At 61.3% G+C, this 13,280-nt stretch carries 11 protein-coding genes; 1 reads left to right on the top strand and 10 read right to left on the bottom strand.

Annotated elements, in window-relative coordinates; genetic code table 11:
* Positions 1–398 precede the first annotated feature (398 nt).
* On the top strand, positions 399–1,151 hold the full coding sequence (locus tag OU993_RS06055; protein ID WP_268155360.1) for an aminoacyl--tRNA ligase-related protein: 753 nt from the start codon (positions 399–401) through the stop codon (positions 1,149–1,151).
* 70 nt (positions 1,152–1,221) lie between these two features.
* Here OU993_RS06055 and OU993_RS06050 read toward each other — a convergent pair whose 3' ends face one another.
* The 10 genes from OU993_RS06050 to trbL all read right to left on the bottom strand — a co-directional run bounded on the left by OU993_RS06050 (position 1,222) and on the right by trbL (position 13,278).
* Positions 1,222–2,298: a site-specific DNA-methyltransferase gene (locus OU993_RS06050; RefSeq protein WP_268155358.1), complete on the bottom strand. Its 1,077-nt coding sequence runs from the start codon at positions 2,296–2,298 to the stop codon at positions 1,222–1,224.
* A gap of 41 nt (positions 2,299–2,339) precedes the next feature.
* On the bottom strand, positions 2,340–4,289 hold the full coding sequence (locus OU993_RS06045; protein ID WP_268155356.1) for a GmrSD restriction endonuclease domain-containing protein: 1,950 nt from the start codon (positions 4,287–4,289) through the stop codon (positions 2,340–2,342).
* Complete coding sequence (locus OU993_RS06040) at positions 4,286–5,071, bottom strand: DUF4391 domain-containing protein (RefSeq protein WP_268155354.1); 786 nt, start codon at positions 5,069–5,071, stop codon at positions 4,286–4,288. Before OU993_RS06040 ends, OU993_RS06045 begins: the two co-directional genes overlap by 4 nt.
* The gene (locus OU993_RS06035; protein WP_268155352.1) at positions 5,068–8,280 is read right to left on the bottom strand and encodes a helicase-related protein; all 3,213 of its coding nucleotides are present in this window, start codon (positions 8,278–8,280) and stop codon (positions 5,068–5,070) included. Before OU993_RS06035 ends, OU993_RS06040 begins: the two co-directional genes overlap by 4 nt.
* Entirely contained in the window at positions 8,277–8,483 is a 207-nt protein-coding gene (locus OU993_RS28845; RefSeq protein ID WP_442792935.1) for a ribbon-helix-helix domain-containing protein, read from the bottom strand. Before OU993_RS28845 ends, OU993_RS06035 begins: the two co-directional genes overlap by 4 nt.
* 294 nt (positions 8,484–8,777) lie before the next feature.
* Positions 8,778–9,008 carry a DUF2274 domain-containing protein gene (locus OU993_RS06030; RefSeq protein WP_268155350.1) on the bottom strand — a complete coding sequence of 77 codons (231 nt, stop codon included), beginning with the start codon at positions 9,006–9,008 and terminating at the stop codon, positions 8,778–8,780.
* Position 9,009: 1 nt separating this feature from the next.
* The gene (locus OU993_RS06025) at positions 9,010–10,233 is read right to left on the bottom strand and encodes a TrbI/VirB10 family protein (RefSeq protein WP_268155348.1); all 1,224 of its coding nucleotides are present in this window, start codon (positions 10,231–10,233) and stop codon (positions 9,010–9,012) included.
* Positions 10,230–11,273, bottom strand: a complete 1,044-nt coding sequence (trbG, locus tag OU993_RS06020; RefSeq protein ID WP_268155346.1) for a P-type conjugative transfer protein TrbG — start codon at positions 11,271–11,273, stop codon at positions 10,230–10,232. The genes OU993_RS06025 and trbG overlap by 4 nt, the downstream gene beginning before the upstream one ends.
* Complete coding sequence (trbF, locus tag OU993_RS06015; RefSeq protein WP_237154155.1) at positions 11,270–11,953, bottom strand: conjugal transfer protein TrbF; 684 nt, start codon at positions 11,951–11,953, stop codon at positions 11,270–11,272. Before trbF ends, trbG begins: the two co-directional genes overlap by 4 nt.
* Positions 11,953–13,278, bottom strand: coding sequence for a P-type conjugative transfer protein TrbL (gene trbL, locus OU993_RS06010; RefSeq protein WP_268157533.1), 1,326 nt, complete (start codon positions 13,276–13,278; stop codon positions 11,953–11,955). Before trbL ends, trbF begins: the two co-directional genes overlap by 1 nt.
* Positions 13,279–13,280 lie beyond the last annotated feature (2 nt).

The following is a 13,280-nucleotide window of genomic DNA, read 5'->3' as shown; positions in this document are numbered from 1 at the left end:
CGTCCTTCGCGGACGATGGTGATGTGAGCTCGTGGCGGCGTTTATTCCGATGATCAGTCATCAGGATGCAGCATAGATTGGGCCACATCATCTACTGGACCCCATCATGGGAGGGCCGAGTGCCGATCCCGGAGAGAAGCGCGGGCCGCGAAAAGACGTTGAATGCCGAGAACCAGTTCGACACGGGTTGACCCTCCGCAGCCTCTGGGGCATGTATGCAGACTATGAGCAATTTGACAGCACCATCAATGAAGAAAGGCCGCATCCTGCGGAATATCTTCGTGTGCGTGTTCGGCGGACGAGGTCTTCGCGTCCAGTCGTGATGCCGCGCGTTTATGCGCGAACGACTGGACGTAAAACTTCACCTCATCCTTCAGTGGCTACCAGGAGAGTAAGCCATGCTCAGCATTCTCAACGTAAATTCGCTCGTGCATTGGGAGGAACGCGAAATCCTTCGGCGCGAGGAGTTCATCCGCCATTTCTCGGAAGAGGTCAGGGCCTTCCTTCGTTCCATCAATCCCGCCTGGGACATGCGCCGGGTCGAGGCACCAACGCTCATCCCACGCCATATGATCTCCGACGCCTATGAAAACGCGGACATATGGGTTCAGGAAAAGATCACCCTGACAGAGACCGAGCTTGTCCTCCGACCGGAGACAACGCCATCAACCTACGCATACATGAACCACCTTCTTGACGGCCACTCAGGGACGAAGCTGCCACTTTGCGTCTGGCAGGCCGGCCGCTCCTATCGTCGAGAGCAGGAGCAGACCACTGCCCACATGCGCCTGAAGGAATTCTGGCAGATGGAGTTCCAGGCAGCGTTCACCGCGGACACGGGCATGGACTATCACGCGGCATGCTTGGAACCCGTCCGAAAGATGATTGCATCGATAATCAACCTTCCAACCCGGATCGTTGAATCCGATCGGCTGCCGAGCTATTCCCAGGTCACGATGGACGTTGAGATCGACAACGGCTTCAAGTGGATGGAGGTCTGCTCGATCTCACGTAGGACAGACTTCCCCCGCAAGTTCGTCTCCCGTTCAAAAGGCGGCGTAACACGAGAGCACGATGTCCTCGTTCTTGAGATTGCTATCGGTCTCGATCGGTGCCTCCACAATTGGGCGATTGCAGCAGATCGCGCATAGGGGGACTATAGCTCAGGTCGTCTCGGCCAAGAGCTGAGGCGACCGCCGAAATATGAGATAGACGCTTGACCTAACCCCGCCGATTAGAGAAGCGCCATCCAGCTTCCGGTATCGCGCACGGTAGTTTTGTTATGGGATGAATAATCTCATACTTTGGCCCGCCACCGCCCGGCCACGAAATATCGCGATCTCTCCACGGACCGTTTCGATCAACTCGCTTATAGCGGCTCCATTTCTTGGATGGATGGCCCTTCGGAAGGTCGGAGTACCATTGCTGAAGGTCGCGTTCGATAGCGCGTTCATCAGTTTGGTGCTGCATCCTAAGCTCAAGATATTTTTCCCAAATTTCGCGAGCGCCAGGCTTTTCCTCGCGCCAAATAACGCCTGCATCGCGAAGAGACGACAACGACTTGGCAAAAATCACGAGGTACTCGTGGCCTGCCGAAAATAACTTCGCATCGTTTTTTCGACCTTTCTCCCAAGTAATATTTGCAACAAAATTCTCGATACCAAAAACCTCAGAAAGAACACTCCGAAGGTTTGCGATTTCGGCGTCATCTATGCTGACCGCAATTATCCCATCCTCGCGCAAGAGCGAACGCGCCAGCCTCAGACGGGGTAGCATCATATTGAGCCAATCGGTATGGAAACGACCGGAAGCCTCCGTGTTTGAACTGATCTTGCGGTCGCTCTCTACTTGAGCTGTTAGTTCAAGGTAATTCTTTATATTGTTCCGAAAATCATCCGGATAAACAAAGTCTTTTCCAGTGTTATAGGGCGGATCAATGTAGATCAGCTTCAATTTTCCAGCATAACTCTTCTGCAAGAGCTTCAGTACTTCTAGGTTGTCGCCCTCGATCATCAGGTTGTGCGTCGTATCCCAGTCGACGCTCTCCGTCGGGCAAGGCAGCAGCGTGCCGGTCGATGGCGTCAAAGCGATCTGCCGGGCCCGGCGTTTGCCATGCCAATTCAGACCGTACTTCTCCTCCCGACCATCGACGGCACCGCCGAGCAGAACCTTCAGCACCTCGAAGTCGATCTTCCCTTCCGTAATGGCGTCGGGGAACAGGGACTTCAGCACCTCGACGTTGCCGGAGATGATATCGGCGCTCTTGGTCTCGGGGCTCTCGGCATCAAGTTTCTTCATTTTATCCAACTCAATCAGGTGCAAACGGGGCACGGCAGCGGTCAGGCCGCTTCCAGGTGCAGAATTTCGGTTTCGACATAGGTACGGAAATCGGCCGAGGACGTGAAGCAGCGGAATCCCGCCTTGCTCGCCAGGGCGAGGATCTCCGGGCCTTCATTGAGCAGCACGGCGATCGGAGCGCTCAAGCCAGGCTGCAGACCGTCCGGCCACGCCAGATCGAACAGCGCCTTTTGCGCACCCGTGACCGGATCGGCGTAGTCGAAGCCGAGTAGGCCACGCGGCAAGCCTTGGCCGTCGACCCAATCGTTGAGGGCTTCGAGTTCGGCTTCCTCGACCTCGCTCGTAATGCCGCCCGCAGTCTGTGTCTCGGCCTCCGTCACCGGCGCTGCCGTGCCGAGCCAGTGCGTATCGCCATGGAGCAAATCTTCGAAGCGCCGGTTCGCCTCCGCGGCCAGCAACGCCTTCCGAGCTTCGAGAAAATCGAGGTAGCGCTCGATTTTCCAAAGTGCGGGATCGGTCGGTATCCACTGGGACGCCAGCGCGCCGGGGTGCCGCGCCTCGATTTCCGGGAAGTACTCCTCCGGTAGGCGATCGCTGATGTTGAGGTTCGTGTCCTTGGTCAGGAAGCAGAAATTGCCGAGCGCGTTCACGTCGGCCCTGCGGTGCTTCAGCTTGTAGAGCTGCGCCTTGGGGAAGATATGATGCACCTCCAGGCGGCTCATTTTCCCGAGCAGGCTGGCGCGCAGAGGCAACCCCGTCCCCCAATCCTGCGCCTCACCCATGCGGGTCAGCATGTAGAGCACTGGATAGAACCGCGCACCGAGGCTCCAGCCGGTGAAGTGGCCCGCCTCGACCCGCAGGCCGCCATGCCAGAGCCGGAGCTGTTCCAATAGCGTGTCCAGGCCGCCGTTCAGCCCTTCGAGGGCGGCCAGATCCTGATCGATGAAGGTTTCCGTCGACCCCGAAAAGCGCCCCCACATGCCGGCCTGTGCGAACCAGAATAGGAGTTTGTCGCGCTCCTTGGCGTCCAGCGGGGCCTTCGCCTTGTCCATGTAGCGCACCATGACGGGCACGCCGAAACGCCCGAAGAAGACTTGGTCATGATCCAGGCCCAAGCGTCCGGCGATGAAGTTCAAGCTCGCATCGATATGCTTGCCGGCGCGCTTCAAGCCGTCCTGAATGTCGAGCGCGCCCTTGTCGTGGAGATAGCTGAACTTGGCCTCGCCGGTCAGAACCGTGTTGACGGAGCGAAGCAGCCAATCGAGGTTGAACTGGTAGCCCGCGGCGGTCCACTCCTTCAGCTTGGCCTTCATGGAGTCGCGGGCTTCCGGCCATTCGGCGCAGATTTTCGCCAGCGCCAAGTCGCCCTTCGACAGCTTGGTGCCGCCGCTGTTCACCCGGTTGAAGATATCGACGACGACATCGAGGGTCTTGTCCTGACCGGTGACCTCCTCGACGTGCAGATCGATCTCGGTGACACCAAGCAGAGCGCCAAGCCGGCCGACATAAACGCCGACATTCGCCACATGTGCAGGATCGGCGGAAAGCTGAGCGATCAACGCCCCAAGCCCGGCGTTCCCCGCCTTCATCAAGGCGGTGACATCAATCCATAGCGGATCGTCCTGCATCTTGACCGGCTGGTAGAAGGCGAAGGTCTCTGTTCCGAGATGGAAACGCAAGCCGCTGAAGGCCTGGGTGTTGCCATCGAAGAATTTCGGCGGATGCCCGCGCACCACACCGTAGAGCGATGTCATGCGTTGCTGACCGTCGAGCAGGAGCTTGACGATGCCCGCCGCGATCGGACCGTCACCGCGATGTGCGGCCGTTTTGGCCTCCGTCGCCCATACAAGCAGGCCGCCGACCGGATGCCTCCGGTAGAGCGAGTCGAACAGGCCCCGGACCTGATCGCGGTTCCAGACATAACCGCGCTGAAACTCGGGCAGCGCCATGTGCCCGCTGTCGATATGGTCCAGGATCGTGGAAATCTTCATTCAACATCCCCCAGCATCAACCGCTTGGCGCGATCGATCGCGGCTTCGACCGCCTTGATCTTCTGGTTCAAATCAACCCGTTGACTAATCTGTTTGGCGCGACCCGCCTGCGCCCGCAACTGTGCGATCTCGCGCAAAAGTCGAGCGTGCTCTTCCAGCGCCGAGCGACGGCGGTCGATCCGATCGGCCTCATTGGTGAGTATGAAAAGGCCCGAGACGCGCGCCGCGTTCAGCGCCTCGATCCGAACCAGCCAACCGTCGTACACCGTCGATAGATCGCGTGCGGGTTGCTGTGCGAGTGCCAAGCTTTCCAGGAATGACCGCTCGATCGCCGACGGGGCGCCAGGATCTATCTCGTCCGCGAGCACGATGCGTTCGACCACGATCTTGTTGCCCTCGTTCTGAGCCGCCCGCTTGGGTGCGACCGACACGGCCGCGTGCGAGCCCGACAGAGTGATCAGCAGAACCGGATAGGGAATGGCACGATGAATGAGCTCCGTGAGGCGGGGCGAGCGTGCCTCCGGCCGAAGCGTCGCGGATAGGACCGCAATCTCCGAATAGTTCCGGCCTTCGTGCACGAATGCCGGTATGGCGACGGTGTTGGGCTTGAGAGCTGCGATCCACTGCATCTCTTCGATGCCGTCTTGAATGGCCCGCTTGTCGGTCGCCGTCGGCGCGCCCTGCTCAAGCAGGGCCTTCTTCGGCACGCGCATGTCAAGGCGCGCGCCCGGCGGCAAATCCAGAGCCGTTATGATCGGGTCAGTTGCCGCCACCTCCGTCATGGCGCCACGTCCGTCGTCGGAGCCAGAGCCACCAAAAACGCGACAACCTCGAAATCATTGATGCCGGCAAACTCCCCCTTCACCGCGTGGGTGCCACCCATTTGGAACAGGCTGGCAACCGCTCGCTCTTCACGTTTGCCGACAATCGTACCGACGGCGCGGGCGAGCAGCTTGCGGTAGGGCTCCATGTCGCGACCGGCGCGCGTCGTCTTGTCGAATCGCCCATAAGCCGCCTGGTCCGGCTGGTCACGGCCGAGACTGAGCTTCTTCAGGCGATCGAGCACCTGCTTCGCCTGCGTGTAGGGAAGCAGGACCTCCCCATCCTCTCCGACATGAACAACGTAATGCGGCGCCAGCGGATAGCCCGGCTCGGCGACGGAGGAAGCTGCCTCGCCAACGGCCCTCAAACAGAAGATGACACCCGGCGGAACTGGGTTCTCGCCGTCGTCGGGAGCCTCCGTGACGGCATAGGTACCGAGCGGCAACGCATCGAGCCGCTCCCGATTGGCACCCAGATAGCCCGCCAGATCGATCCGGAAATCGTTGAGTGTGAGATCCGCGATGGAAACGCCACTGGACAAGTCCTCGAGATCGATCACGGCATCCTGCAGCTTCTGAAGCTGCGCGCGACGGTATTCCAGATCGTTCATCTCGTTGCCCGCCTGGAACTCGATGACGTTCTCCTCGCCGGTAGCCGACACATCAAGGAGCATCATGCGCCCGCTGACGCGGGATTCGAGGTCGAGGTACTCGTCCAACTCCATATTTGGCCAGAAATTGACCAACTGAATCCTAGAGTTTCGGGAGCCGATCCGGTCGATGCGGCCAAATCGTTGGATGATCCGGACAGGGTTCCAATGGATATCGTAATTGACGAGGTAATCGCAGTCCTGAAGGTTCTGACCTTCCGAAATGCAGTCCGTGGCAATCAGAAGATCGATGTCTCCCTCGGCGGCAAGCTCTGCCGGCCGTTCTTTGGACCTTGGAGAGAAAGCGCTCAGAATGCTGCTCATGTCCCCGCGAACGCCCGGCAATGTGGTCTTATTCGCCCCAGCGCCGGTAACGACCGCGCTATGTAGGCCGAGCGCCGATCGCGCCCAATCGGCCAACTCGCGATAGAGATAGTCCGCCGTATCGGCGAACGCCGTAAACAGCAAAATCTTCCGGTTGTCCGGGTTTATGGGATTACGAACCTTCTCAACGACAAGCCGTTTGAGCGCAGCCAACTTGGCATCCCGCTTGGGGATAACAAGACGCGCGGCCGATAGAAGCGCCGCCAAACGTTCATGGTCCTCGACAAGATCCTGTCGCCAGCGAATACGGTCAACGTCCTGGAGAAGCACCTTGACCTTTCGGCCGACGAGCAGCGGCTCGAATGCGGGATCGTCCACATCCACGTCGTCAATCGGGATTTCCTCGATCGCGTCGTCATGGGAGTCGATTTTGGCGAGCAGAGCATCAACGTCCGCAAGTTGGCGTTCGATGGTCAGGGAGAACGACGCAACGGAACTCTCCATGCGCTTCAGGATATTCACACGCAGGAGGTGGGTGAGGCTTTCCTCGCGATCGAGCTGCCGGAAGAACTGATCGCCACCTCGAATCTTTGTACTGTACTTCTCGTCATACGCAGCCTGCTTGTGTGGCAGCACGTATCGCAGTGGCGCGTAGGCACCGAGAGTAAGGCGACGAATTTCGTTGTTGACCTCGCGAATAGGCCGAAACTCACCCGTGAGATCAACGTCCGCCTTGATGTTCACCGGCGGCAGTCGGTCAGGAAACTGCCCCGTTTCCTCGATCCCATAATAGCGTTGCACATGCTTTCGTGACCTCGCGATCGTCAACATGTCGAGCAGCTTGAAATAGTCAAAGCCGAGCATGTCCATAAGCTTAGCGGGCCGCCGTTCGCTTTCCGGAAGATCGAGCCAACGATTGAATTGGCCTTGCGCTTTCCGGATCGTCGCTTCGATGCTTGGAATGCCATTGGCCGCAAGAGCCACGTCATTCCCTTCTGTTACGAAGGCGATTTGGTTCTTGAGGTCGGCAAGACGGTTGTTGACCGGCGTTGCAGACAGCATCAGCACCTTGGTCTTCACCCCCGACAGAATGATCCGTTTCATGAGGTGGTCGTAGCGGCTGTCGCGGTCCTTATGGGTCGGCTTGTTCCTGAAGTTGTGCGACTCGTCGATGACCACGAGGTCGTAATTGCCCCAGTTTACGTGAGCAAGATCAATGTCCCCGGATACACCACCATCGCGCGACAGATCCGTGTGGTTCAAGACATCATAATTGAACCGATCTGAAGCCAGAATGTTTCGGCGGTCATTTGCCTTATAAAGGGTCCAGTTATCACGAAGGCGCTTCGGGCAAAGCACGAGAACGCGATCATTGCGAAGCTCATAGTACTTCACAACTGCGAGCGCTTCGAATGTCTTTCCGAGACCAACACTGTCAGCAATAATACAGCCGCCGATCCTCTCCAATTTGTCGATCGCACCCACCACCCCATCGCGTTGGAAGCGAAACAGCTTCTTCCACACGACGGTGTTTCGAATGCCCGTCGCCGACTTGATGATCCGCTCCTCGTCAAGCTCATCACCCAGGTCCTTGAAGACCTGATAGAGGATCTGGAAGTAGACGAGAGATGGCGCGCGCTGCGAGGCGATTTCCTCCAGTGCGTTCAGAAAGTGGGCCTTCGCCGATGGGCTCGCCTCGATGTCCTCCCAGTTCGAGCGAAACCATTCCGAAAAATCCGCGGTCTCGGCATCCGACTCGGTTGCCTGAACCAACCCCAATCGACCGCTCGGGGTGACACCCAGACCATCGGACGTGAATGAGCATGTCCCAACCATGGCCCGGCGGAAGTCGGGCTTGCCGTTGACGAGTACTAGCGACTGAGGCGGTGTCCGACGAGCGTGCCGAATCTCAACCCGCTTCCGCGCCCATTCGGCGACGAGACGGGCGAGCCAACGCCCTTGAAGTTGCCCCCGGAAGACGATGTCAGCTTCACCGCCGAGAAGGCTGGGAAGAACGGAACTGGCGTCTCCCAGCAACAGCCGGCATCGCTCAATCCGATCGAGAGCGCCTCGAAGCTCCGCAAATGCAAGCAGTGAAAAGGACGGGGAAACGATGTCTATGAGAGCGCCTTGATCCAGCCATTCGCGCAATCTGTCGATGGCACGGTCCGTCCCGCTGTTCCTAATAAGCCTCATGCCTCACCACCCTTCCGAGGGGGGTTAGACATAGACGATGGGCCACGGGCTTCGGATGAGCTTTCGATGAATTGTCGGATCGCCTGGCGGATGACCCACGAAACCGAAGCGTCCCTCGATAGCGCGATCTGGCACAGAGTCTGATAATCTTGTTCTTCCAGACTCACGGTCAGTCGCGTTGCCTTGCGCGGACGCTCGTTCATTTCCATCCTCACGGTTCCTCGTATCAACCTACCGGCTCGCGCATCAGACTTCAACAAAGTGATGCACTTTTCACCAGAAGGGTGCCCGAAGCCGTGCTGCATGGGCTGAACAAGATGGCCCGAAGCGCGAATAGAAGTGTTCGGCACTCGTATGGGGAATGCTGCAACCGGACGCGCTTTGCCTGTAAGGCACTTTATCTAAAGCTCTTTTCCGAAGCGGATGCTCCGAAATGTCGAGAATGCGTGCAAGCCGAAAGCGAGGACTGCGATGGTTCGGCGGCCCACATTATATTCTTAACGGGGGTCAGGCCTGCCCCGCCGCGCCCTCGCAAATCCTCGGTCCGTTGCCATGAACCGCTCCAGCATGGGCACGATCAGGCGAACGGGATCAGCGGCGGACTGCCCTCCTTCGCGGCCGAGGATCTCGGCATAGGCAGTGAGGTCGCGATGAAGGCTGGCGGGCAGTTCCAGCGTGACCTTTACCGGCTTGTCGTCGGCGATCGGGCCGAGTTTCAGCTTTGCCATCTCAGCCTCCGTAGGGCTCAAGCACGAGATCGCGCGTGACGATCACACGGACCGGGAAGCCCGGCCGGATGGTCAATGTCGGTGCGATGTTGAGCTGGCGCTGCACAATCTGCTGGCCGGTTTGGTTGATGCTGTCGGATGCGCCGTTGCGCAAAGCGCGGATGATGTCGCTCTCCTGACCGGATGATCCCGCCTCGGCGCCGACGCTGAGCAGCGTTGACAGCGCCGCGGCCTTGAACAGCTCGCCCCAGTGGTAATCGACGCCATCTTCGAGCCCGGCATAGCCCTCGGCGTCTGCACCTGGCTGGCGCTCCAACACGATCGAGCGGCCATTGGGGAAGATCAGCCGGTTCCAGACCAGCAGCACGCGGCGCTGACCGAAGCCGACGCCGTTGTCGTACTGACCGATGATCCGCGTGCCCTGCGGCACGAGCAGGATGTGCCCAGTCGGGCTATCATAGACGTTCTCCGTCACCTGAGCAGTGATCTGGCCGGGAAGATCTGAGCGGATTCCGGTGATGAGTGCCGCCGCGATCACCGCCCCCGCCTGAAGCACATTGGCCGACGCAGGCGCGGCGACACGATCCGGCGAGACCGTGCGCTTGTCGGGCGTCTGATTGAGGAACGCGAGCTGACGATCCTGCGCGGAAGGCGTCGCGGGCGGTGGCGCGAGCCCAAGGCTGGCAAGGTCCGTCTGCGGCGTGACCGCCGCTTGCGGCTGCGGGACAGCGGTATTGGCTGGCCGCGTCTCGGTCGAAGCAAAAAGACGGGCCGTCCGCGCTGCCTCCAGCTCCTGAATGCGGCGCTGCTCTTCCTGACTGATCCCCGGATTGGGCGTCGCGATCCCCGGTGTCGGCACGGGCTGGCCGGCATTCTGAGCGCTGAGGATCGGGCGGCCAAGATCGCCCGGCAGCGGCGGACCGAGCTTCGGGACACCGGCATAGTCCTTCGGCAAGGCCGAAAGGCCGTCGGGCGTCGTCCGGTTGTCGGTCGAATAGAGCTCCTCGTTCGTCTTGCCGCCGTGCCGGGTTTGAAGCGCGTAGATCAGGGTGCCGCCGATGCCGGTGCCGGCGAGCAGGCCAAGGGCGATCAGCACCTTTCGCGACAGACGCGTCACGCGCGGCGGTTCGGGTCGCAGCCGCATCGGGGCGACAGGCTCTCCGGTCAGCGGCCGGGCATCGGCATCCGCCTCCGGCTTCTGACGATCGGGTTCGATCTCACTCACGACGCCGGCCTCCCGTCGGTGCGGGAGATGCGAACGCGCTTCTGATCCTTCGCCGCGCCGAAGCGTAGCTCGGCGGCGGCAAACAGCCGGTCGACGATCATGTAGTTGTCGCGGACGCGATAGTTCACCAGTTCCGAGGTGTCGCCCTCCGGTCCAACGACGAAGAGCGGCGGCATTTCGCCCTGGCCGATGCCGCGCGGGAACTCGATGAAGACCTGGCGGCCGTCGTCGAAGGCGCGGAGCGGCCGCCACGGCGCGCGGTCGCCGGTCACCTCGTAGCGGAAATTGACACGCGAGAGATCGATGCCGGTCGCCACCGGCTGGACGGCTTGCGCTTCCGCGTTCTGCCGCCGTAGCGCGATAAGCTGATCCTGCGGATACTGCCAGGACACCGAGGCCATGTAGGTCTTCTCGGTCGAGCGCAGCTCCATGTGGTAGGTGCGCGCGTTGGTGTTGATGACGAGATTGGTCATCAGCTCGGGCCGGGTCGGCTTGACGAGGATATGAACCTGCTTGGTGGTGCCGGCGCCGCTCTCGGTGTCGCCGATGATCCAGCGCACCGTGTCGCCGGCGGCGACGGGACCGGAGCCGACCAGCGTTTCGCCGGGCTGCAAGGCGATGTCGGTGATCTGGCCGGGCGCGGTGTAGACTTGATAGAGCGCGCCATCGACGAAGGGGTAGACCTGGATGGCGTTGATGAAGCCGTTCCTGACCGGCTGCATCCGCGCTGCGGCATTTGCCTCATTCACACGCGCGGCAGGGTCCGGCAGCTCCGGCGTCGGCTTGCCGTCTTTGCCGACGGGCTTCAACTGGCCGGGCAACGGCAAAGGCTTCGGCAATTCCACCACCCGAACCGGCACCGGCGGATCGGCGGCCTGAACCGCAGGCATGGCATCGTCATAGGAGATTTCAGGCGGCTTCTGCGCCGTGGCGCAGCCGGCGAGCACGGATGTGAAAGCCAAGAGAAGCGGCAAGGCGGATTTACGGAAAGCCGGACTTCCCGCTTGTCCGGGGGCGGCTTTGCGGAACGTCGGCGTCATTGGGTCAGCTCCTTCGACCAGTTGATGGCGGTGACGTAGATTCCGAGCGGGTTGGCCCGGAGCTTTTCGGCGTCGCGCGGTACCTGCACGACGACGGTCAAGATGGCGGTCCAGCGCTCGGTGGAGGCGAGCGAGCCGTCCTGATAGGTCCGCTGGACCCAGGCGACGCGGAAGCTGTCGGGCGATGCGCGGATGACGCTCGAGACATCGACGGCGATCTGCGTCTTGCCGACCTTGGTGAAGGGGTCGTTGGCGCGGGCGTAGTCGTTGAGCGCCAATGCGCCGGCCTGCGTCGTGAAGTCGTAGGCCCGGAGCCAGTTCTGGCGGACGATGATCGCGTCGGCTGGGATCGAGCGGACCTCTTCGATGAAGCGCGCGAGATGGAAAGCGATCTGCGGATCGGTCGGCCGATAGTCGGCGGTTGCCGGAGCTACGGCCTGCGCTTGGCCGAGCTTGTCGACCTGCACCACCCACGGCACGACCGAGCCGCTCAACGATTGCCACACCAACGCGGCAGAGAGACCAGCCGACAAGGCCAGTGACCCGAAGGCCATCAAGCGCCAGTTCTTCGCCTGCACACGGGCTGAGCCGATGCGATCGTCCCAGACCTGGGCAGCTCGCTGATAGGGCGTCTCGGGTTCCGGCGATTTGCCGTAGTGGGTGGAGGGTCGTTTGAACATCAGCGGTCGCTTTCAGAAAGATGGACGGACGAGCCGCCGCCATGGCTGTCACCGGACCTGACCGCATGGGCGGCGGCCTGGACGCCGTGCGACATCGCTTGCGAGCGCTTCATGCGCTTGGCCCAAGCGGGCGGACCTTCGTTGGTTGCAGAGGAGGAAGCGGCGGCATCCGATGAGCGCCCTTCGTCGGTGACCGACTGGCCACCAGATCCGAAGCTCTCCTTCATCGACGCGGCGGCGCGCCTGAACGGGCTGGCGATCGCCGAGCCGAGTTTGGAGACGCCGGTGCTGGCGACATTGCCGAGGCCAGAGGCGACGCCAGAAACGCCGGTCTGTCCGGCGGCGCCAAGGCTGTAGGCGGTGGACGCGCGCCCCACGAGAGCAGCCCCACCACGCGCCGCTGCGGCAGCACCTCCCGCCAATGCGGCGCCACCGGAGGCGACGGCGCCGACCGTCGCAGCACCCGCCACCGCCATGCCGCCAGCGGCAAGGCCCGTTCCGATCGCCGCGCCCGCACCGAGCTGCGGGCCGCCGGAGACGAGGCCGTTGGCGATGCCGGGACCGAAGATGCCGAGGCCGAGCAGCGACAACGCCGCCAGCACGATCGCCATGGCGTCGTCGATGGTCGGCGTCGCGCCGTTGAAGCCAGCGGTGAACTCGGAAAACAGCGTGGAGCCGATGCCGATGATGACCGCGAGCACCATCACCTTGATCCCGGACGAGATGACGTTGCCGAGCACCCGCTCGGCCATGAAAGCGGATTTGCCAAAGAGGCCGAAGGGGATCAGCACGAAGCCGGCGAGCGTCGTCAGCTTGAACTCGATCAGGGTGACGAAGAGCTGGACCGCGAGGATGAAGAAGGCGAGCAGGATCAGCGCCCAAGCGAACAGCAGGCAGGCGATCTGGATGAAGTTCTCGAAGAACGACACCCAGCCCATCAGGTCGGAAATGGAATCGAGCAGCGGCCGACCCGCATCGAGCCCCGTCTGCGCCACCTTGCCGGGGCGCAGGAGGTCGGCGGTCGAGAACCCCGTGCCGGACGCCTTCAGGCCGAGCCCCGCGAAACTCTCGAAGACGATGCGCGCGAGGTTGTTCCAATTGCCGATGATATAGGCGAAGACGCCGACGAACAGGGTCTTCTTGATCAGCCGCGCGATGATGTCGTTGTCGGCGCCCCACGACCAGAACAGTGCGGCCAGCGTCACGTCGATGACGATCAACGTCGTGGCGATGAAGGCCACCTCGCCCTGCAACAGGCCGAAGCCGCTGTCGATGTAGCGGGTGAAGACCTCCAGAAAATGGTCGATGACGCCGGAGCCGCCCATGG

Source organism: Rhizobium sp. SL86 (assembly GCF_026672545.1).
Classification (GTDB): domain Bacteria; phylum Pseudomonadota; class Alphaproteobacteria; order Rhizobiales; family Rhizobiaceae; genus Neorhizobium.
This window is presented reverse-complemented; position numbering and strand designations above follow the sequence as displayed.